General features: G+C 62.6%; 17 protein-coding genes and 1 pseudogene. 7 read left to right on the top strand and 11 right to left on the bottom strand.

Annotated elements, in window-relative coordinates:
- Positions 1-5: 5 nt before the first annotated feature.
- Complete coding sequence (locus tag LG385_RS10485; protein ID WP_225774224.1) at positions 6-1931, bottom strand: PAS domain-containing sensor histidine kinase; 1926 nt, start codon at positions 1929-1931, stop codon at positions 6-8.
- A gap of 224 nt (positions 1932-2155) precedes the next feature.
- On the opposite strand from LG385_RS10485, the gene LG385_RS10480 reads away from it, so the two are divergent.
- The 6 genes and pseudogenes from LG385_RS10480 to LG385_RS10460 all read left to right on the top strand — a co-directional run bounded on the left by LG385_RS10480 (position 2156) and on the right by LG385_RS10460 (position 7417).
- Positions 2156-2473 (top strand): RcnB family protein, encoded by a 318-nt coding sequence (locus tag LG385_RS10480; protein ID WP_225774223.1) that lies wholly within the window; start codon positions 2156-2158, stop codon positions 2471-2473.
- 150 nt (positions 2474-2623) lie between these two features.
- A pseudogene (locus LG385_RS25730) lies at positions 2624-3400 on the top strand (CHASE3 domain-containing protein); the annotation flags it as partial.
- Positions 3392-4255: a methyl-accepting chemotaxis protein gene (locus LG385_RS25725; protein WP_413247371.1), complete on the top strand. Its 864-nt coding sequence runs from the start codon at positions 3392-3394 to the stop codon at positions 4253-4255. The pseudogene LG385_RS25730 and the gene LG385_RS25725, both read left to right, overlap by 9 nt.
- 116 nt (positions 4256-4371) lie before the next feature.
- Complete coding sequence (locus LG385_RS10470) at positions 4372-4590, top strand: hypothetical protein (protein WP_225774221.1); 219 nt, start codon at positions 4372-4374, stop codon at positions 4588-4590.
- 147 nt (positions 4591-4737) lie between these two features.
- Positions 4738-4989, top strand: coding sequence for a metallothionein (locus tag LG385_RS10465; RefSeq protein WP_225774220.1), 252 nt, complete (start codon positions 4738-4740; stop codon positions 4987-4989).
- Between the two features lie 58 nt (positions 4990-5047).
- Positions 5048-7417, top strand: a complete 2370-nt coding sequence (locus tag LG385_RS10460; RefSeq protein WP_225774219.1) for a DNA polymerase II — start codon at positions 5048-5050, stop codon at positions 7415-7417.
- A 4-nt stretch (positions 7418-7421) separates the two neighbouring features.
- Here LG385_RS10460 and gloA read toward each other — a convergent pair whose 3' ends face one another.
- The 10 genes from gloA to LG385_RS10410 all read right to left on the bottom strand — a co-directional run bounded on the left by gloA (position 7422) and on the right by LG385_RS10410 (position 19501).
- The gene (gene gloA / locus LG385_RS10455; RefSeq protein WP_225774218.1) at positions 7422-7952 is read right to left on the bottom strand and encodes a lactoylglutathione lyase; all 531 of its coding nucleotides are present in this window, start codon (positions 7950-7952) and stop codon (positions 7422-7424) included.
- Between the two features lie 195 nt (positions 7953-8147).
- A complete protein-coding gene (locus LG385_RS10450; protein WP_225774217.1) occupies positions 8148-8519 on the bottom strand; it encodes a histone-like nucleoid-structuring protein, MvaT/MvaU family in 372 nt (123 codons plus the stop codon).
- A 178-nt stretch (positions 8520-8697) separates the two neighbouring features.
- Complete coding sequence (xylB, locus tag LG385_RS10445; protein ID WP_225774216.1) at positions 8698-10170, bottom strand: xylulokinase; 1473 nt, start codon at positions 10168-10170, stop codon at positions 8698-8700.
- A gap of 10 nt (positions 10171-10180) precedes the next feature.
- Positions 10181-11683 carry a mannitol dehydrogenase family protein gene (locus LG385_RS10440; protein WP_225774215.1) on the bottom strand — a complete coding sequence of 501 codons (1503 nt, stop codon included), beginning with the start codon at positions 11681-11683 and terminating at the stop codon, positions 10181-10183.
- 14 nt (positions 11684-11697) lie between these two features.
- Positions 11698-12801, bottom strand: coding sequence for an ABC transporter ATP-binding protein (locus tag LG385_RS10435; protein WP_225774214.1), 1104 nt, complete (start codon positions 12799-12801; stop codon positions 11698-11700).
- A 16-nt stretch (positions 12802-12817) separates the two neighbouring features.
- Entirely contained in the window at positions 12818-13651 is an 834-nt protein-coding gene (locus tag LG385_RS10430; protein WP_181117584.1) for a carbohydrate ABC transporter permease, read from the bottom strand.
- Positions 13652-13661: 10 nt separating this feature from the next.
- Complete coding sequence (locus tag LG385_RS10425) at positions 13662-14588, bottom strand: carbohydrate ABC transporter permease (protein ID WP_181117583.1); 927 nt, start codon at positions 14586-14588, stop codon at positions 13662-13664.
- A gap of 69 nt (positions 14589-14657) precedes the next feature.
- Positions 14658-15953 carry an ABC transporter substrate-binding protein gene (locus LG385_RS10420; RefSeq protein WP_225776219.1) on the bottom strand — a complete coding sequence of 432 codons (1296 nt, stop codon included), beginning with the start codon at positions 15951-15953 and terminating at the stop codon, positions 14658-14660.
- Between the two features lie 236 nt (positions 15954-16189).
- On the bottom strand, positions 16190-18451 hold the full coding sequence (locus LG385_RS10415) for a putative bifunctional diguanylate cyclase/phosphodiesterase (RefSeq protein ID WP_225774213.1): 2262 nt from the start codon (positions 18449-18451) through the stop codon (positions 16190-16192).
- 108 nt (positions 18452-18559) lie between these two features.
- Positions 18560-19501, bottom strand: a complete 942-nt coding sequence (locus LG385_RS10410) for a class I SAM-dependent methyltransferase (protein WP_225774212.1) — start codon at positions 19499-19501, stop codon at positions 18560-18562.
- Positions 19502-19630: 129 nt separating this feature from the next.
- Between LG385_RS10410 and LG385_RS10405 the strand changes: the two genes are divergently transcribed.
- On the top strand, positions 19631-21427 hold the full coding sequence (locus LG385_RS10405; RefSeq protein WP_225774211.1) for a thiamine pyrophosphate-requiring protein: 1797 nt from the start codon (positions 19631-19633) through the stop codon (positions 21425-21427).
- Positions 21428-21456: the final 29 nt, after the last annotated feature.

Genomic DNA, 21456 nt, shown 5'->3' with positions numbered 1-21456 from the left:
GAGCCCTACCACAACTTCGCGAGCACCCGAGCGAGCATGGCCTGATCGAATGGCTTGGCCAGTTGCGACACTGCGGTAGAGGCGGCATCGGTGTCTTCGCCGAAGCCGCTCACCAGCACGGCAGGCAGCGACGGCAGGTAACGGTGGGCACGTTCGATCAGCTGCACACCTGACAAACCAGGCATCACATTGTCGGTCACCAGCCCATCGATAGCTGCTCCGTGCTGCTCCAGCAGCGCCATCGCCTGCTCGGCCGAGGCGGCCGGGAGCACCTGATAACCCAAATCTTCCAGCATGGCAGTAGTGCTCATGAGAATCAGCGGGTCATCGTCTACGGCCAGAATCACTCGTTGGCCTACAGCGGTTGTCACCTCACTGATGGGCTGCGCCGGGCAAACGGCGCTGTCTTCGCCAACGGCTACGGGGAACCACATCTGTGCGGTAGTGCCGCCCGGGCGGCTGCTGTGCAATATGAACTTGCCGCCGCTCTGCTCGCACAAGCCATGCACCATTGACAACCCCAGCCCGGTTCCCTTGCCGATCCCCTTGGTGGTAAAGAACGGCTCGGTGGCACGCGCCAGAGTGGCGGCATCCATGCCCTCCCCGGTATCGCGAAGGGACAGGCACATGTAATTGCCTGCGCGCAGGCCCAGCGTATCGCTGGCCACTGCTCGCTCATGCAGTTCGATCGTCAAGGTGCCGCCGTCCGACATGGCATCCCTCGCGTTTACCGCCAGGTTCAGCACAGCCAGCTCCAGTTGATTGCTGTCGGCCATAACGGGGCGGATAGACGGCGGGAACCGCGTCTCGATGTGAATGCGGGGGCCGATCGAACTTTGCATCAACTCGGACATCCCGCGTATCACTGCCCCGAGGTCCACTTGGGCCAGGCTAAGCTGCTGGCGACGGGCGAAGGCCAGCATACGCTTGGTCAGCGAGGCGCCGCGTTCGGCGCCCTGGATGGCGTTCTCCAGCAACGGTGTGATACGTGGGTCGTGGGGCAGCCGTTTTCGCACAATCTCCAGGCTGCCCAACACCACCATCAGCAGGTTGTTGAAGTCATGGGCGATGCCGCCGGTGAGTTGGCCAAGCGACTCCATCTTCTGCGACTGGAACAACGCTTCGCGAGCCTGCTCCAGTGCCAGCTCTTTCTCACGGGATTCGGTGATATCCCGAGTCACCTTGGCAAAGCCGATAAACTCGCCCGCCTCGTTATGGATAGGGTCGATCACTACGTTCGCCCAGAAGGTGCTGCCGTCCTTGCGCACCCGCCAGCCCTGGTTCTCGAAGCGGCCCTCGGCCAAGGCGGTGCGCAACCCGCGCTGCGGCTCCTGGCGCTCGCGCTCGGGCGCGGGGTAGAACATCGAGAAATGCCTGCCGATCACCTCCTCTGGGAGATACCCCTTGATGCGCTGGGCCCCGGCGTTCCAGTTGGTGATCACGCCTGTGGGGTCAAGCATGTAGATGGCGTAATCCACCACGCCCTGCACCAACAGCTTGAACTGCTGCTCGCTGCGACGCAGTTCCTGCTCGGCCAGGCGCCGCTCGGTGAGGTCTCGTGTGACCTTGGCATAGCCCAGCACCTCGCCTGCCGACGAGTAGATGGGGTCGATGACCACGTGGCACCAGAAGCGGGTGCCGTCCTTGCGCACGCGCCAGCCTTCGTTCTCGAACCGCCCCTCCCGGGCGGCAATAGCGAGCGCGTGATCGGGCAAACCGGCGGCCTTGTCTTCCTCGGTATAGAAACGGGAAAAGTGGTGCCCGAGGATTTCAGCCTCTTCATAGCCCTTGAACCGGCGAGCGCCGGTATTCCAGCTGGTGACGTGCCCATCGGGGCCTAGCATGTAAATGGCGTAATCGGTAACGGCATCGAGCAGCAGGCGGTACCGGCTGCTGTCGTCGATCAAATGCAAAGGAGCGCTGTCGGGCATCTGCGGCTTTACTCGGTAGGGCGGAGGGTTTCAGCCGGACACTGATTTTAACGGCGCCTGCGGCGGCTGCAAGCCTGACGTACAAGCGGCTATGACCCCGTTTCGCTTTTGCCTGCGCGGCGAAGAAACTTTCGGGCCCCGGCGGCTTCCATACGCAAAGGGGTTCGGCTACTGGCCGGGCCTTCGGAAAGTGGGCCGGTTGCCCGCCTGAGACGAGGTGAATGATGCGCGATAAACGATATGCGGTAGTACTGGCTGGCCTGCTGTGCCTCAGCCCACTGATGGCAAATGCGACCGACGAAAAACCCAGCGATTGCAAGCCTGACGCGGTATGGACCGACTTCCTCGGCCATGGCCGCTGCTATACCAACGGCGACAAGGCCCCGGACATGTATACCCGCGACGATACCGCTATCCATAACTGGAAGGAAAAGGGCCTGACGGCTCCTGACGACAACGCCCAATGGGTTGAGATCAAAGGCAAGTATGTAATGGTCAATCGCGAAAACTCGGTGATCAAGGAGATTCGCGACAAAAAGTGATGGCGGGTAATACCCAACCGGGTGGCGCTGCGCTTGCGCCACCCTGGACATCTGCCCCGGTACAGGCCGGCATACCAACCACTGTAACGCAGCTACAGTTGTCTCTTGCGCGGCCTGCTGTTCAAGCCGTATTCCGCCAGAGGATTTCTCATGCTGTCGAAGCTCTCGATCACCCAGAAACTGAGCGCCGGTTTCGGCGTGATCATCCTTATCATCGTGGTACTGGTGGTCGTGGCGCGGCAGGGGTTTTCCCAAGTCAACGACAACGTGGACTGGACCATCCATACCTACCAGGTGATGGGCCGGGCCGATCAGGCCCTGGAAGGCCTGCTTAACATCGAAACAGGCATGCGGGGTTTCGCCCTTACAGGCCAGGATGACTTCCTTGGCCCTTACGATCAGGGCCGCCAGACCTTCGAGCAGGCCTGGACCGAGCTGAAAAAGCTCACCTCGGACAATCCTACGCAACAGAAGCGCCTGGACGACCTGCGCGGCGTTCAGCAAGCCTGGCTGAGCCAGGACATCGAAGGCACCCTGGCCCTGCGCCGACAGGTGAACGGCGGCACCCAGCCACTGAGCGCCCTGACCGAGCGGATTATTGCGCGCCAGGATAAAACCCACATGGACGGAATGCGCGCGCTGCTGGGAGACATTCGCGGCGATGAGCAAAAGTTGCTGGGCGCGCGCAGCGACGCCTTGCAGGGCGCGGAACGCTTCGCGCTAGGCAGCCTTAGCATCGGCGGGCTGGTGGCAGCTTTGCTCGCGCTGGGCATTGCAGCGGGCCTTTCGGCTTCCATTCGCCGCCGTATCAGCGGTGCGATTGAAGTAGCCCGAGGCATTGCCGCCGGGCGCCTGGACCAACGTATCGATGATCGTTCCAGCGATGAGATTGGCCAGCTTTATACCGCTTTCGCCGCCATGCAGCAGCGCTTGCGGGAAATGATTCGCGAGATTCTGTCCGGCAGCCAGAACCTGGTGCTGGCGGCCCGCAATATCGCTTCCACCTCCAATGACCTGTCCAATGCCGCGCATGACCAGTCCAGCTCGGCCGCCACGATGGCCGCAACCGTGGAGCAATTGACTGTCAGCATCAGCCATGTAGCCAACAGCGCCACCGAGGCCAGGGATATTTCCGCAGACTCCGGGCAGCAATCTCACGAAGGCGGGGCGGTCATCCAGCAAACGCTGCAAAGCATGGGGCAGATCGCCGGAACGGTGCAGACCTCCGCTGACCAGGTGGCCGAGTTGGGCCGACAGATCGAGCAGATCACCTCCATCGTCAATGTGATCACGGCCATTTCCGAGCAAACCAACTTGCTGGCCCTTAACGCCGCCATCGAAGCCGCCCGGGCCGGCGAGCAGGGCCGCGGCTTTGCGGTAGTGGCTGACGAAGTGCGCCTGCTCGCGCAGCGGACCGGCAAGTCCACCCAGGAAATTGGCGACATGATCCAGAAGATCCAGGGCAGTGCGCACGAGGCAGTCAACAAGATGCAGGTAGGCGTAGAGCAGGTGAACGATGGCTTGCGCCTGGCGCAGACGGCCAATCAGGCCATTGACCATATCCGCGGCGGTTCGGGAAAGATCATCGCGGCCGTGGATCAGATATCGGTTGCCCTGCAACAGCAATCCGCCGCCAGCCAGGACGTTGCGCGCAACGTGGAGCGGATCGCACAGATGGCGCAACAGGCGAACCACGGTATCGCCGGTGCATCGCGTAGTGCAGAAGAAATCGAGCGGCTGGCGCAGGCGCTGGAGCGGCAGGTACGGCAATTCAGCTTGTAGCGCCGGTGTATCATCCACGCTGATGTTTACTATGCGCGCGTTGATTTTCCCGGCGGCGGCGAGGGCGGTTAAGGTTACTCCACACACAGTTACCCACCCCCTGAAGGAGCTTTACCATGAAACGTGCCATCGCCCTTGCCCTCGCCGTATCAGCCTTTTCCGCCGCCAGTGCTTATGCCGTGCCTCAGCAGCCTTCGATGATTGCTCAAACTGCTGCCGCCAGTGCCCCTGCCGCCAAGGTCGTCGCCAGCCAGGCACAACCGGCCGCCAAGGATAAAGCCGTACTGGTCGCCGACAACCGCAAGGAATTCGGTTCGCAGTACCAGCGCTACTGAGTAACGCCCTTGCAAACCCAGGCGATGCCCCCGAAAAGGGGCATCGCTTTTTGCGTTATTGGAAACTTCCCCCGCGCCGCGCCATTCAAAACCTTGAGGCCGTAATGAAAAGGCTCACCGCCTTACACCCAGCGCCTGGAGACTGAAATGGCAGACAAGACATGTAACTGTTCCGGCTGCGACTGCACTGCCGGGCACACTGAAGGGGTTGAAGTAAAAGGGCAGTGGTACTGCTGCGTGGCCTGTTCGGTGGACCATCTGGACGGCGAGCCCTGTGCCATGGCCGGTTGCGAATGCGGTAGCACGGGCGTGAAAACCCGCGAGGAGGGGAAGGGGCATGACAAGGTCGACCATGCGGTAGACGAAACCTTCCCGGCCAGTGACCCCATTTCACCCTGAGCTGTCGGTAGCGGGGAAGGGCGGGTAAACTTGCCAGCCCACCTGCGAGGACTTCGCGTTGCCCCAGCGCCATGGTTTCATCCTCACCCGCCATTGGGCCGATACGGCCGAGGGCACCGAGGTTACCCTCTGGCTGGCCACCGATGATGGCCCGTTGTGCCTGCGCTTGCCGTGTCAGCCTCAGGTTGCTTTCCTGCCGCAGGCCCAACGGGCACGCGCCGAGCAACTGGTGTCAGGCGAAGCGGGGGTGTCCATCCGCGCGTTGTCCCTCAAGGATTTTCGCCATCGGCCGGTAGCGGGGCTGTATTGCACACACTATCGCCAACTGCTGGACCTGGCGCAGCGGCTGCGCCAGGGCGGGGTCGATGTGTATGAAGCAGACGTGCGCCCCGCTGACCGGTACCTGATGGAGCGGTTCATTACCGCCCCTGTTTCTTTTATGGCGCATGCCTCGGACGATGGCAGTTGGCGGGGTGATGTGCGCCCCGCGCCGGCCTACCGCCCCCAGCTGAAGCTGGCGTCGCTGGATATCGAAACCGACCGCCACGGCAACCTGTTCTGCGTGGGCCTGGAGGGCTGCGGCCAGCGCGTGGTGATGATGCTGGGTGCGCGCCCCTTGCAACCGGCGGAGGTGGATTTTGAGCTTGAGTACTTCTCCGATACGCCTGCGCTGCTCACTGCCCTGAACGGCTGGTTCGCTGAGCACGACCCGGACGGCATCATCGGCTGGAACGTGGTGCAGTTCGACCTGCGCATCCTGCACGAGCACAGCCGGCGCCATGGCGTACCGCTGCTGCTCGGGCGTGGCGGTCAGGCCATGAGCTGGCGGGAGCATCCGGAACATGCCCATTACTTCGCATCGGCAGCGGGGCGCCTGATCATCGACGGCATCGAAGGCCTTCGGTCGGCGTTTTGGCGGTTCGAATCATTCAGCCTCGAGCATGTCGCGCAAACCTTGCTGGGCGAGGGCAAGGCCATCGACAACGTGTACCAGCGCCTGGCCTCCATCGAACGCATGTTTACCGAGGACAAGCCTGCGCTGGCGCGGTACAACCTGCGCGATTGCGAACTGGTCACGCGGATTTTCGAACACACCCAGCTGCTGGCCTTCATGCTGGAGCGTGCTTGCGTCACCGGCCTTCCGGTTGACCGCAACGGGGGATCCGTGGCGGCGTTCGATCACCTTTACCTGCCCGCCATGCATCGGCTCGGCCGCGTGGCCCCCAACCGTGGCGAACGTATGCCGCAGGCCAGCCCCGGAGGCTTCGTGATGGATTCACGGCCCGGGCTGTACGCCTCGGTGTTGGTACTGGATTACAAAAGCCTGTACCCCTCGATCATCCGTACCTTCCTGATTGACCCGGTAGGGTTGATCGAGGGTTTGGCCGCGCCGGAGGAGGCGGTCGAGGGTTTCCGCGAGGCCTGGTTCTCCCGTGGCTGCCATGCACTACCGTCCATTGTCGAGCGCGTATGGAATGGCCGCGAGCAAGCCAAGCGAGACGGCAACGTGCCGCTGGCCCAGGCGTTGAAGATCATCATGAATGCCTTCTACGGCGTGCTCGGCTCACCTGGTTGCCGCTTTTTCGACCCTCGGCTGGCATCCTCCATAACCCTGCGCGGCCAGCAGATCATGCGGCAAACCCGAGAGCTGATCGAAGCCCAGGGGTATACCGTCATCTACGGGGATACCGATTCCACCTTCGTATGGCTGAAACGCGAACACACCGAAGACGAAGCCAGCGCCATCGGCGCGCGGCTGGTGGCGCACGTCAATCAGTGGTGGCGCGAACATCTGGCTGGCACGCTCGGCCTGACGAGCGCCCTGGAGTTGCAGTTCGAAACGCATTTCAAGCGCTTCCTGATGCCCACCATCCGTGGCGCGGAGGAAGGCAGCAAGAAACGCTACGCCGGCTTGGTAGAAACCGCAGGCCAGGGCCCGCGTATGGTATTCAAGGGGTTGGAAACGGTACGCACCGACTGGTCACCGCTTGCGCGAGAGTTTCAGCAGGCGTTGTACCTGAAGGTGTTCACCGGCGAACCCTGCCAGGGCTATGTGCGCGAATATGTTCGGCGAACCCGCGCCGGGGAGCTAGACCCGCTACTGGTTTACCGCAAGCGCCTGCGGCGACCATTGGCCGATTATGTTCGTAATGTGCCGCCCCATGTTCGGGCAGCACGCCTGGCCGATGCCTACAACCATGCTCACGGCCGCCCGGCACAATACCAGCGAGGCGGCTGGATCAGCTATGTCATGACTACCCAGGGGCCCGAGCCATTGGAAGCGCGACAGGCACCGCTCGATTATGAACATTACATCAGCCGCCAGTTACAGCCCGTGGCCGATGCCATCTTGCCGTTTATTGGGGAAGACTTCAGTGATTTGACCGGAGAGCAACTGGGGCTGTTCGAGCACAGCCCCGGGTATTAGTCCGTTATTCGCTTGCCAACGGCGTGGGCTGAATGATTTCCACCCAGTAATCGTCCGGGTCCTTGATAAACGCAAGGCTCTTCATGCGGCCATCGCTCAAGCGTTTCTGGAAGGTCACGCCCAGTTGTTCGAAACGCTCGCAAGCGGCGTGAATGTCCGGCACCGATACACAGATATGACCGAAGCCGCGCGGGTCGCTATTGCCGTTGTGATAGGCAAAGCTGGCGTCGTTTTCACTACCGTGATTGTGGGTTAGTTCAAGTACGCCGGGGATCGACTTCATCCAGCGATTACGCTCGGTATCGTCCTGGGGAATGCTGTCGCGCTTCACCAGAGCCAGAAAGTAGAGGCTGAACTGAGCGTCAGGAAAGTCCCGTTTTTCCACCAGGCTGAACCCCAGTACGCGGGTGTAGAAGTCCAGCGAACGGGTGATGTCCTTCACACGCAGCATGGTGTGGTTGAACACGAAGCCTTGGGTGGCGGCGTCCGGCTGTGCGGTAACGCCCGGGACGGTGTCGAGGGTGGTGAGTGTCATGAAGTTACTCCTGATGCATGCAAGCCATGAGGCGGTTCTGCGGAAGGGGGTACGACGCGGGGCGCAAGGCCATACAGCGGCTGCCATGGGGCAGAAAAGAAGAAGCCCGCCGAAGCGGGCATATGGGGCGCTGTTCCTTCAGCGACCTTCATCCTGCGCGTAGCCCTGTGAAAAAAGCGTGAAGCTCAATACCGTTCAGCGGCGCACCCAACCTTCAACGGTGTCGGCGCCGTATTGGTCTTTCCACGCGCGAAGGCCGCGGTGGTTGCCGCCCTTGGTTTCGATAAGTTCACCCGAGTGGGGGTTTTCATAAACCTTGACTACGCGTGCCCGGCGAGTCTTTGGAGCGGCGGCCGGAGCGGCGGCGCGAGAAGAGGATGACTTGGCCGGATCCAGCAGGGCGATAATATCTCGCAGGCTCTTGTCATACTCCTTCATCAGCCCAAGCAATTTCTGCTCGAATTCGATTTCCCGTTTAAGCCCTGCATCGTTTTTCATTACCTCGAGCTGCGCGAGTTGCTCTTGTAGGGCTTTCTCGGCAGCGCGGAATTCGGCAAGTCGTGACATGGTTTTCGGCTCCGGCTGATGAAGTGTGTAACTAGAGAATAGAGCCTGAAGTCGATTAAGTAAATATCGAATGGAGTTCGCTACTTGAGTGTTAGTTGAAGGAGTTCCGCAGGCTTCGCCAGATGGCGGCCCCCAGATGCACGGGCGCTGGCCGGCCACCCGGCGAAGCCTGCAAACCCTATTTTGCCAATGAAAGAATGTGCTGGCGGTAGCGTTCGTACACCGGTTGATACGCCGCCACGTGTTCCGGGCGCGGTTCGCAGCGGGTAGTGTCGTCCAGCTGCACGCAACGTTCGCACAGTGCTTGCAGTTCTCCCGCGCCCGCGCACCAGGCGGCTTGGATCGCCGCGCCCAGGGCAGCAGCCTCGGGCTCTACGGTACAGATCACCGGTGTGGCCATTACGTCAGCTACCAGTTGCCGCCACACGGCGCTTTTCGCGCCCCCGCCGGCCAGGCGGATGTCCGAGCTGTGCATGCCGGCGGCACGCAGCAGGTCCAGGCCGTAGCGCAGGCCGAAGGTGGTGCCTTCGACAGCCGCACGGCACAGGTTGCCCGGGTTCAGGTTAGTCGCGGTCAAGCCCAACAGCGCGCCGGTGGCATGGGGTAGGGCGGGCACCCGCTCACCGTTGAGAAACGGCAGCATCAACACGCCGTCCGCTCCGATCGGTGCCTGGGCCACCTGATCGTTGAACGTTGCCAGGTCCAGGCCGAACAAACCGCGCACGGCACTGGTGACATTGGTGAGGTTCATGGTGCAGATCAACGGCAGCCAGCCGCCCGAGGACGAGCAGAACGTCGCCACGGCGGGCTCCTCGCACACCACCGGGGTCTCGGTAAAGCCGTATACCGTGCCCGAAGAGCCCAGGCTCATGGTGAACAGCCCGGGCTTGATGTTCCCGGTGCCAATGGCCGCCATCATGTTGTCACCGCCACCGCTGGCCACCACCGCCTCGGGGTTGATCCCCAATTGCGCCGCCACCTCAGCCCTCACCTGCCCGATGGCCTGATGGGCCTCGACCAGCGTGGGAAGCGCCATCCGCAGGCGTCCGCTGGGGTCGATGCGGTCCAGCAGCGCATAGTCCCACGCGCGTTCGCGTACGTTGAAATAGCCCGTGCCCGACGCATCACCGTATTCGCTGCAGCGCTCGCCGCTCAGCCAGAAATTGAGATAGTCATGAGGCAGGAGCACGCTGCGGACACGTTCGAACACCTCGGGGAATTGCTCCCGCGTCCATAGCAGCTTGGACACGGTATAGCCCGGTGCGATGGCCAACCCCAGCCGCTCCAGCGAGCCCTGGTTGCCACCGAGTTCGGCCAGCAAGCGGTCGTTTTCAGGGGTGCTTTCGGTGTCGCACCAGAGCTTGGCCGGGCGCAGCACCTCGCCTTGTTCATCCAGCAGCACCAGGCCGTGTTGTTGGCCCGACACCCCCACCGCCTGAATGGCCGCCCCTGGCACGCCCGATTCGGCGAGCGCCTGGCGGCAAGCGGTAATCAATGCCTGCACCCACTCCGCCGGATCTTGCTCGCGACGGCCGTTGGGCTCATTCACCAGCGTATGCTCTGCGGCGCCACGCCCCAGCACTTGCCCGCTCGCGGCATCGAGCACCAATGCCTTGGTGCCTTGGGTCCCGCAATCAATCCCTAGAAACATGCCGCTCTCCTCACAGGGTCACCAATGCGCGCAACGCGCCTTCAACGCCGTAGGTACGCAACTGGTGCAGTTGGGCCTCGAATGCTGCGACGAATTCCGGCGATGCCGGGAGCTGCTGGCCGAAAATTTCCACTACCCCCAGCAATCGCTTGGCCAGGCCGTCATCTTCGGCTACCAGGCCTTGGCAGAATTCGGCGCGAGGGTCGGGAATGGCATAGCGTTGGCCTTTCTCGTCCACGCCTCGCAGGTATAGGGCCCAGGCGGCGACTACCAGTGCCGCGCGGTTCAAATCGCCACCGTCGCGGATCAGTGTGTTGATCGTGGGTACGGTGAACTTGGGGAATTTCGACGAACCGTCGGAGCACACCCGTTCCAGCTGGTCGGCAATGGCCTGGTTGGAAAAGCGTTCAATCAGGGTGTTTTTGTAGTCCGTAAGGTCGATGCCTGGCACGGGTGCCAGTTGCGGCGTGACGTCCAGGTTCATGTAGTCGCGGATGTACTGAACGAACAGTGGGTTGTTCATGGTGTCGTGAACGAAGCGATAGCCACGCAAAAAGCCCAGGTAGGTCAACGCCAGGTGGCTGCCGTTAAGCAGCTTGATCTTCATTTCCTCGTAGGGCGTCACGTCCTCGGTGAACTGTACGCCCACGTCTTCCCAGGCCGGGCGGCCGTCGCAGAAGTTGTCTTCCAGTACCCATTGCACGAAGGGCTCGCACACCACCGGCCATGCGTCGTCAATGCCGTGGCGCTCCAGCAACTGCTGCCGGTGCGCGGCGCTGGTCATTGGCGTGATGCGATCCACCATTGCATTAGGGAAGGCTACTTGCTGCTCGATCCACTGCGCGAGCACAGCGCCATAGTTATCTCCCGCCAAGCGGGCGAAGGCCAGCAAGGCCTTGCGGGCGACCTCGCCGTTGTGCGGCAGGTTATCGCAGGACATCACCGTGAACGGACGAATGCCCACCGCGCGCCGGCGTTGCAACGCTGCACACAGGAAGCCGAATACAGTCCTGGGTGTATCGGGATGGGTCAGGTCATGCTGGATCAGCGGCAAATGAGCCATGAACTCGCCGGTGCTGTCGTCGATGCAGTAGCCGCCTTCGGTGATCGTGAGCGACACGATTCGAATGTTCGGGCTGGCCAATCGCTCGATCAGCGCCTCCGGCGAATCCTCGGCCAGCAACATGTCTCGAATCGAACCGACCACGCGAACTTCGGTGTCGTCGGTGTCACCCAGCTCGAACAAGGTAAAGAAGTAGTCCTGCCCGGCAAGATCGTCGCGGGCCTTGCGGTCCTCGGCCCGCAGCCCTGCGCCGCAGATGGCCCAGTCCAGCGCCTTGCCCTGATTCATCAGTGCATCGGTATAAAACGCCTGGTGCGCGCGGTGGAAACCGCCTACGCCAATGTGAACGATGCCTTGCACCAGCAACTCGGGTTGGTAGGAGGGGCGTTTCACCTCGTCGGGGAGGTCGTCCAGTGCATCCAGGCGCAGCGTGAGAGGGGTAGTGGTCATGAAGGCTCCGAACGTCAGGCGGCCGCGCGCATAGGGTTCGCCACGGCCAGGCCGTTAGCGTCGAACAGGTGGCAATACTGGGCATCGAGGTGCAGGCTCAGCCGCTGGCCATATTGGCTGCTGAGGTCGCCACGAATGCGCAGGGTCAACGGCTCACTGGCATCGGTACGCACGTGGCAATAGGTATCGCTGCCAAGGCGCTCGCTCACGTCAGCCACCACGCTGAGTTGGCACTGCCCCGGTTGGGCCAGCTCAAGGTGCTCCGGTCGAATGCCCACGGTCACCGGGCTGCCTTCGGACAGGGCCGGGCCTGTGCGCGGCAGGGTGATACGGGTGCCGGCATCGAGCAGCACTTCACAGCCGTCGTTGAACACCTGGCTCACCTGGCCCTTGAGGAAGCCCATTTTTGGCGTACCCAAAAAGCCCGCCACGAACAGGTTGGCCGGATGGTGATAGAGCTCCAGCGGCGAACCTACCTGTTCCACGCGCCCAGCATTGAGTACCACTACCTTGTCAGCCAGCGTCATGGCTTCTACCTGATCGTGGGTCACGTAGATCATGGTGGCCTGCAGTTCCTTGTGCAGCCGCGACAACTCCAGGCGCATCTGTACCCGCAGGGCGGCATCGAGGTTGGATAGCGGTTCGTCGAACAGGAATATCTTCGGGTTTCGCACGATCGCACGGCCGATGGCCACGCGCTGGCGCTGGCCCCCGGACAGCTGCTTGGGCTTGCGCTCCAGCAAGGGCTGCAGCTCCAGGATCCGCGCGGCTTCGTTCACCTTGCGGTCGATGTCCTGCTTGGGTTGGCCGGCCAGGTCCAGCGCAAAAGAGAGGTTCTTGCGCACGCTCATGTGCGGGTACAGCGCGTAGGTCTGAAATACCATGGCCAGGTCGCGCTTGGCCGGGGTGACCTCGGTGATGTCGCGCCCGTCCAGCTCGATCTGCCCGCTGCTCACGTCTTCCAGCCCGGCGATCAGCCGCAGCAGCGTGGACTTGCCACAGCCCGATGGGCCCACGAACACCACGAACTCGCGGTCGCGCACCTCCAGGTCGATGCCCTTGATGATTTGCAGGTCTTCGAAGCCTTTTTTCAGATTGCGTACTTTCAACGTCGCCATGACAGGCTCCTTCTTGTTATTTGACTGCGCCGAACGACAGGCCGCGCACGAGTTGTTTCTGGCTGATCCAGCCGAAAATCAGGATGGGCGCGCAGGCCAGGGTGGAAACCGCGGATAACTTGGCCCAGAACAGGCCTTCGGGGCTGGAGTAGGAGGCGATCAGCGCGGTGAGCGGCGCCGCCTGGGAGCTGGTGAGGTTGAGCGACCAGAACGCCTCGTTCCAGCACAGGATCAGCGACAGCAGCACGGTAGAGGCCAGCCCGCCCTTGGCGATGGGCAACAGCACCCGCGCCATTTCCTGCAGCAGTGTGGCGCCGTCCAGCCGAGCGGCTTCGAGGATGTCCTTGGGGATGTCCTTGAAGTAGGTGTACACCATCCACACCACGATCGGCAGGTTCACCAGGGTGTAGATAATGATCAGCCCCAGCTGGGTATCCAGCAGGCCGGCGCCTTTGGCCAACAGGTAGATGGGCATCAGTACACCCACCGGTGGCAGCATTTTGGTGGAGAGCATCCACAGCAGGGTCTTGCGGGTACGTTTGGTTTCGTAGAAGGCCATGGAGTAGGCCGCCGGCACTGCGATCAGCATGCTCAGAAGGGTGGCGCTGAAGGAAATCACCACGGAGTTCCAGGCGAAGTGGAAGTAATCGCTGCGCTCTTGAATGTGCAGGTAGTTCTCCAGCGTTGGCGTGAAGAATAGCTGCGGCGGCGTAGCGAAGGCGTCCAGCTCGGTCTTGAAACTGGTAAGCACCATCCAGAAGATCGGGAAGAAGATCAACGCCGCGATCAGCCAGGACAGCGAGCCCAGCGCGATGCTTTGCAGCCGACGGGTTTGTTTGAGGGTAGTCATGGCGGTGGCCTCAGCCCTTGTCGGTCAGGTTCTTGCCGATCATGCGAACCAGCACGATGGCAGCGATGTTGGCAATCAGCACGGCGATCAGGCCGCCGGCCGAAGCCATGCCCACGTCAAATTGCACCAGGGCCTGGTTGTAGATCAGGTACGCCAGGTTGGTCGACGCAAAGCCCGGGCCGCCGTTGGTGGTGGTGAAGATCTCGGCGAACACCGACAGCAGGAAGATGGTCTCGATCATCACCACCACGGCCACGGGCCGCGCCAGGTGGGGCAGGGTGAGGTGCCAGAAGATCGCCAGTGGGCCGGCGCCGTCGAGCCGTGCGGCTTCTTTCTGCTCCTGGTCCAGAGACTGCATGGCGGTCATCAGAATGAGGATCGCGAAGGGCAGCCATTGCCACGCCACAATGATGATGATGGAGAGCAGCGGGTAGTTCGCAAGCCAGTCCACCGGCTCGGCGCCGAAGAACTTCCACACCGCGGCGAGAATGCCCGACACCGGGTGGAAGATGAGGTTCTTGAACACCAGTGCGCCTACGGTGGGCATGATGAAGAACGGTGAAATCAGCATCACCCTCACCACACCACGGCCGATGAAGTCGCTGGCTTCGAGCAGGGCCGCGATCAGCACGCCGCCAACCACGCTGATCAGCAACACGCTGCCCACCAGCACCACGGTGTTCCAGGCGCCCGGCAAGAAGCCGCTGTCGGTGAGGAAGAAGCTGAAATTCTCCAGCCCCACGAAGGCGTTTTCACCGGGGTACAGCAGGTTGTAGCGGATGAGCGAAAAATACACGGTCATCGCCAGGGGAACGATCATCCACAGCAGCAGGAGGATGACCGAGGGGCTGACGAGGAACCAGCCAGGGTTGCGGAACAGGCGACGGTTGGGCTGGCGAGGGGTCGCCAGGTCGGCCTTGAGGGTAGATACAGTCATGATCGCGTACCTTGATAAACCCGGGGGGGGCGGATGCCCTCTGGCACGGCCCCCGTGGGAAGGTAATGATTACTTCGGATAGCCGGCGCGTTTCATGTCGCGCTCGGTGCTCGCCTGGGCGGCCGTCAACGCCTGATCGACGCTGGTCTGGCCGGTGAGGGCGCCGGAGAAGATCTTGCCCACCGCGGTGCCGGTGGCCTGGAACTCAGGAATGGTCACCAGTTGAATACCCACGTACGGCTTGTCCGCGGAGCTGGACGGGTCGGCCATTTTCAGCGATTCAAGCGTTACCTTGGCGAACGGCGCCGCTTGCATGTAAGCATCGCTGTAGGTGGACGCGCGGGTGCCCGGCGGCACGTTGGCGATGCCATCCTTGTCGGCCACCAGCTTGGCATAGTCTTCGGAGGTGGCCCAGGTGGCGAAGGTACGGGCGGCTTCCTGTTTCTTCGAACTGGCCGGGATGGCCAGCGCCCAGGAGTACAACCACGACGTGCCTTTCTCGGTGCTCTGGTGCGGCGCGAAGGTGAAGCCCACGCTGTCCGCGACCTTGCTCTGGGATTTGTCGGTCACGAACGAACCGGCCACGCTAGCGTCGACCCAGATGGCGCACTTGCCACTGTTGAACAGCGCCAGGTTTTCGTTGAAGCCGTTACTCGAGGCGCCGGGAGGGCCGGACTTCTTCATGTTGGTGACGTAGAAGTTGAGCGCGTCTTTCCAGGCGGTGCTGGTGAACTGTGGCGCCCACTGGCTGTTGAACCAGGTACCCCCGTAGCCGTTGGCCAGGGTGGTGATCAGCGCCATGTTCTCACCCCAGCCGGGCTTGCCGCGAAGGCACAGGCCGTACTGGTCCTTGCTTTTGTCTGTGAGCTTGCTGGCGAACTCGCCGATCTGGTCCCAGGTGGGCTTCTCGGGCATGGTCAGGCCAGCGGCCTTGAACAGGTCAGTACGGTAATAGGTGATAGAGCTTTCAGCGTAGAACGGCAGGGCGTACAGGGTGCCGTTGACGGAAAGCCCTTCGCGCACCGAAGGGAACACGTCGTCGAGCTTGTACTCGGCGGGCAGGTCTTTCATGGGCGCCAGCCAGTTTTTCGCGCCCCAGAGTGAGGCTTCGTACATGCCAATGGTGAGCACATCGAACTGCCCGCCCTGGGTGGCGATGTCAGTGGTGAGGCGTTGGCGCAGGACGTTTTCTTCCAGCACTACCCAGTTCAGCTTGATTTCGGGGTGCTGCTCTTCAAAGGTTTTGGACAGCCGCTGCATGCGAATCATGTCGCTGTTGTTGACGGTAGCGATGGTCAGCATGTCTGCCGCCATGGCTGGCCCGATCAGGGCAAGGCAGCAGGTAGCGATCAAGGCGGGTGCCATGCCGGACACCGAAGCGTGAACCGAAGTGCGCATCGTGCTCTCCTCTGGCCCAGGCGTGCCGGGGCCGGTTATTGTTTTTTTTGTCCGCAAGGAAGCGGGGGCGTATGCCTGGCAACGATTACACTCCCGCCTCGTTCAGGAAACAACGCCGGGCGAGCACGCGCACTGATACTTTTTTGCAGTGAGGTGTGGGAGCCGGGTGAAACCCAGGCTGGCGCCTGGTCCCACAGCGCTTGTCAGCGGCTAAGCGCGGCGCTTTGCTGCCGCTGGGCCACCCAGGCTTCAAAGGCCTCGGCGGGCATGGGGCGGCCGAAGTAATAGCCTTGCCCATAGGCGCAACCCGCCTGGCGCAGGAATTCCATCTGCTCGGCGGTTTCCACCCCCTCGGCGGTCACGTGAAACTGCAAGGCATCGCCCAGGGCAATGATCGCTTCGGTAATCGCCCCGTAGGTGCGATCGGCCGGCAGGTCGCGGATAAATGCGCGGTCGATCTTCAAATGGTCCACCGGCAACAGCTTGAGGTAGGCGAGGGACGAATGCCCAGTGCCAAAATCGTCGATGGCCGTGCGTACACCCAGCGCTTGCAGCTGAGCCAATACCTCGCACGCTCGCTCCTGGCTTTCCATCAGCAGGCTTTCGGTGACTTCGACTTCCAGCGCGGCGGCCGGAAGCCGGTTTTGCGCCAGGGCTGCGCGAACGCTGGACACGAAATCGCTGCGGTCTATCTGCGGAGCCGCCACGTTGATCGCGACCTGCCCCTCGAAAACACCCTGTTCGCGCCAGGCCCGCTGCTGGCGGCACACTTCGCCGAGCACCCACACGCCAATGGGAATGATCAGCCCGGTGCGCTCGGCCACGGGTATGAACACATCCGGGAAAACCATGCCCTGCACCGGGTCGCGCCAGCGCAGCAAGGCCTCGGCGCCGGCAATGGCACCGGTGCGCAAGCACACCTTGGGCTGGTACCACACCTCAAACTCTTCGTGGGTCAAGGCCCGGCGCAGGGCGTGCTCCAGCACCACACGTTCGTGGATGACTGATGTCATCGCTGGCTGGTAGAAGTGATAGTCGTTGCGGCCCGCTTCCTTGGCGCTGTACATCGCCGTGTCGGCATGACGCAATAAATCCGCCGCGCTCTGGCCATCCAGTGGATACAACGCCACGCCAACGCTGGCCGAGACCAGTGCGGTATTGCTGTCCAGGTCGAACGGTTGCTGCATGGCATTGACCAGCCGCTGCACAATAGGCGCGGCCTGGACCGGATCCCCCAGGTGCTCGAGAATGAAGCCGAACTCGTCACCGCCCAGCCGGGCCAGCGTGTCGTCAGGGCGGATGTGCTGAGCCAGGCGCTGAGTGGCCTGGTACAGCAGCAGGTCGCCCAAGGCGTGGCCAAGGGTATCGTTGATCACCTTGAACCCGTCGATATCCAGCAACAGCACCGCAAAGCCGCCGTTCTCGGCCCCGGCGGCCACGGCGTGGTCGAGCCGCTGCCTGAACAGCACGCGGTTGGGCAGGTGGGTCACGTTGTCGAAGTGAGCGATGCGCGCCAGCTCGGCTTCAGCCTGCTGACGTTCGCTGACCTCGCGCTTGAGGTCGTGGTTGCGGCGGCTTAACAACAAGTGGCCACGCGCCAGCTGGGCACAGAACACCGAAAGCAATAGGCCGGCGCTCAGGCAAAGGATGAACAGACGGGAATCCACCAGGCCCACCGCCGGCCATCCGCCCCGGGGCCTGGCCGCGATCTGCCAGTGGCCACCGGGTACCTCGATGTCGGTAGATACGTTGTGGCCCTGGAACAGCGCCGGGTCACCCCAGATCATGGCGCCATCCTTGCCTAGGCCGTCCTGCCCCCGCAAGGCGATGTCCAGGTCGGCCTGGTTCGTGATCCCGGCGGCTTCGAGCAAGCCATCCACCCGCGCCACTACTGACAAAGTGCCCCAGTACTGGATCTTGCCCAGATGGCCGGTGGTAAATACCGGGCGCCGATAGACCAGGGCCTGGCCGCCCTGGTGAAGCTCCAGCGGCCCGGCGAGCACGCTCTGCCGCGCCTGTCGGGATTGCTCCAGCAGCTTGAACTGATCGGCCACGGTACGGAAATCCAGGCCGATCACGTCTTCGTTGCCTTCGCGCGGGTACACGTCGCGCACAACGTCCTGGGGGGCAAGGGCGATGTGGCTGAGGTAAGGCAGCGCGCCGGTCACCTGCCGCACCATGCCGGCAAAGCGCTGGGGGCTGATGTCGCCATCAATGCCGATCAACTGCGCCAGCCCTTCGGTCTCGCTGAAGGCCGAGCGAACCTGGCTCTGGGCTTGAGCACTGACCGCACCCAGCCGCAGCCGCACATCGGCGCGCATTTCGCGCTTGGCGTGGCGTACGTCAAGGTGCCCTATGCACCAGGCCAGCACCACCGCAACCAGCAGTATCCCCAGCGGAAGCAGGAAGATACCCCGCTGGATGCAGCGTGGGGGCAATAGCCGGTTGATCGGTGGAAAGCTCATAAGGGGGCTGGCAGGCCTGATAACGAAAAAATGGATAAACGTGTCGCTTGTGCCAGCTGTATCGGCCGCCCCTGCAGAAAATGAATAGCGTGCTTTGCACTTTGCTCGTCAATCGCGGCGGCGGAACACCAGTACCTTGAGCCCGGCCTGCGGGTCGATGTCGGCGAACGCTTCGGGGTTTGCCAGGCGCTCGACGAATTCCAGCGCCGGCGCCTCTGTGGCCATGGCATCCAGCAAGAACGAGGCGGGCAGCGCCGGGTCGTTCAGGCATGCCAGCACTTCCCCGTGGGGTGTGAGCAGCCCCTCGAGCTTGCGCATCACCTTTGGGTAGTCGCGGGTGAGGATGAAACTCCCGCGCTGGAAAGAGGGTGGGTCCATGATGATCAGGTCGTACGGTCCTTGCCGTGCCACCTTCCCCCAGGATTTGAACAGGTCATGGGGCAGGAACGTGACGGTGTCCAGGGCATGGCCGTTGGCGCGGTGGTTGTCCCGGCCGCGTGCCAGTGCCGGGCTGGACATGTCCAGGTTCACCACGCTGCTTGCGCCACCCGCGAGGGCGGCCACGGAAAATGCGCAGGTATAAGCAAACAGGTTGAGTACACGCTTGCCCGCGGCGTGGCTGCGTACCCAGCGATGGCCCTCGCGCATGTCCAGGAAGAAACCGCTGTTCTGGGCCCGCCCCGGGTCGATCCAGTAAGCCAGGCCGTCTTCGTGTACCAGCCGGGGGCCAGTGGCGCCGCCGGCAACCCATGTAGACGGGCTGCCGTCCAGGTAACGCTCCTGCAATAACAGCCCGTCCGGCCCTGCCACCGACCACTCGGCAGAGGCCGCTGTTTCATGCAACAACGCCATCAAGCGATCACGGCCGTTGCCCTCTATCGCCTTGAACAGTGTGACCTGCAACACACCTTCGAGCCAGTCCACGGTCACCTGTTCCAACCCCGGGTAGCGGCGCCCACGCCCATGCAGCAATCGCTGGGCCTCGGCCGGCGGCGCAGCGAGGGCGGCCTGCAGGCACTGGCGCAATTGGAGGAGGGCGTTGGCATCCATGGGCGAGGCTCGGGCAATGAAAAGGGCGGCGATTCTAGCCAATGCCGAAGGCTTTCGGAAAAAAATGGAACCACCGCGCACGCCGCAACGGTCTAGAACCCAAACGTACCGGGTGAAAGAGAGGTTTTCATGGCCAGCATGACCGTCGGTGATTTTCTCGTTGAACGGCTGTACCAATGGGGGGTAAGGCGGATATTCGGCTACCCCGGTGACGGTATCAACGGCGTCTTCGGCGCGCTGGCGCGATCCAACGGCAAAATCGAGTTCGTTCAAGCCCGGCACGAGGAAATGGCCGCATTCATGGCCAGCGCCCATGCCAAGTTCACCGGCGAACTGGGCGTGTGCATCGCGACCTCCGGGCCCGGCGCCAGCCACTTGATCACCGGCCTGTACGACGCGCGGCTGGATCACATGCCCGTGCTGGCCATTGTTGGCCAGCAAGCGCGCACTGCGCTGGGTGGGCACTACCAGCAGGAACTGGACCTGGTGTCCATGTTCAAGGACGTAGCCGGGGCGTTCGTTCAGCAAGCCAGTGCCCCCTCGCAGGTGCGGCACCTGGTCGACCGTGCCATCCGCACCGCTGTGGGAGAGCGGCGGGTGACTGCCCTGGTGCTGCCCAACGACCTCCAGGAAGAACCCTATAGCGAGCCCGCGCGGGCCCATGGCACGGTGCACTCCGGGGTGGGCTACAGCCAACCGAGGGTGGTGCCATATGAGCATGACTTGCAACGTGCCGCGGATGTGCTGAACAGCGGCGAACGCGTGGCCATCCTGGTAGGGGCCGGGGCCTTGGGCGCGGCGCATGAAGTGACCCAGGTCGCCGAATTGCTCGGCGCGGGTGTGGCCAAGGCCCTGCTGGGCAAAGCGGTGCTCCCGGATGACCTCCCCTGGGTAACGGGCTCCATCGGCCTGCTAGGGACCGAACCCAGCTACAAGCTCATGATGGAATGCGACACCTTGTTGATGATCGGCTCGGGCTTCCCTTATTCCGAGTTCCTCCCCAAGGAAGGCCATGCCCGCGGGGTGCAGATCGACCTCGCGCCCGACATGCTCAGCCTGCGCTACCCCATGGAGGTGAACCTCACCGGGGATGCGGCGCAAACCCTCACGGCACTGATCCCGTTGCTGCTGGACAAGGACCGCAGCGCCTGGCGCAAGCGCGTCGAAGGCTGGCGCGCCGATTGGGAAGATACCCTCACCAAGCGTGCGCTGGTGCATGCCGACCCGATCAATCCGCAGCGCGTGGTGTACGAGCTGTCGCCGCGACTGCCCGACGAGGCCATCATCACCAGTGATTCCGGCTCCTGCGCCAACTGGTTCGCCCGTGATCTGAAAATCCGCCGAGGCATGCAGTGTTCGCTGTCCGGAGGGTTGGCCTCCATGGGCGCTGCGGTGCCATACGCTATTGCCGCCAAGTTCGCCTGGCCCGAAAAGCCAGTGATTGCCCTGGTGGGCGATGGCGCCATGCAGATGAACAACATGGCCGAGCTGATCACCGTAGCCAAGTACTGGCACCAGTGGGGCAACGGCCGGTGGATCTGCGCGGTGTTCAATAACGAGGACCTGAACCAGGTCACCTGGGAGCAACGCGTGATGGAAGGCGACCCCAAGTTCGAGGCCTCCCAGAACATCCCGGACGTGCCGTATCACCGGTTTGCCGAGTCCATCGGCCTGAAAGATATTTTCGTCAACAGTGACGAACAGGTGGCCGGTGCCTGGGAAGAAGCGCTGGCCAGTGACCGGCCGGTGGTGATCGAATTCAAGACCGACCCCAACGTGCCGCCGTTGCCGCCCCATATCAAACTTGAACAGGCCAAGAAATTTGCCTCGGCCTTGCTCAAGGGTGACCCTGACGAAGCCGGCATCCTGGTACAGACCGCCCGCCAGGTGCTTGGCGCGGTATTGCCTGGCCACAAGAAGGACTGATGCACGGCCAGGACGGGCCTGTTTGCCAA

It is taken from the genome of Pseudomonas sp. Marseille-Q5115, assembly GCF_916618905.1.
Taxonomy (GTDB): Bacteria; Pseudomonadota; Gammaproteobacteria; order Pseudomonadales; family Pseudomonadaceae; genus Aquipseudomonas; species Aquipseudomonas japonica_A.
This window is presented reverse-complemented; position numbering and strand designations above follow the sequence as displayed.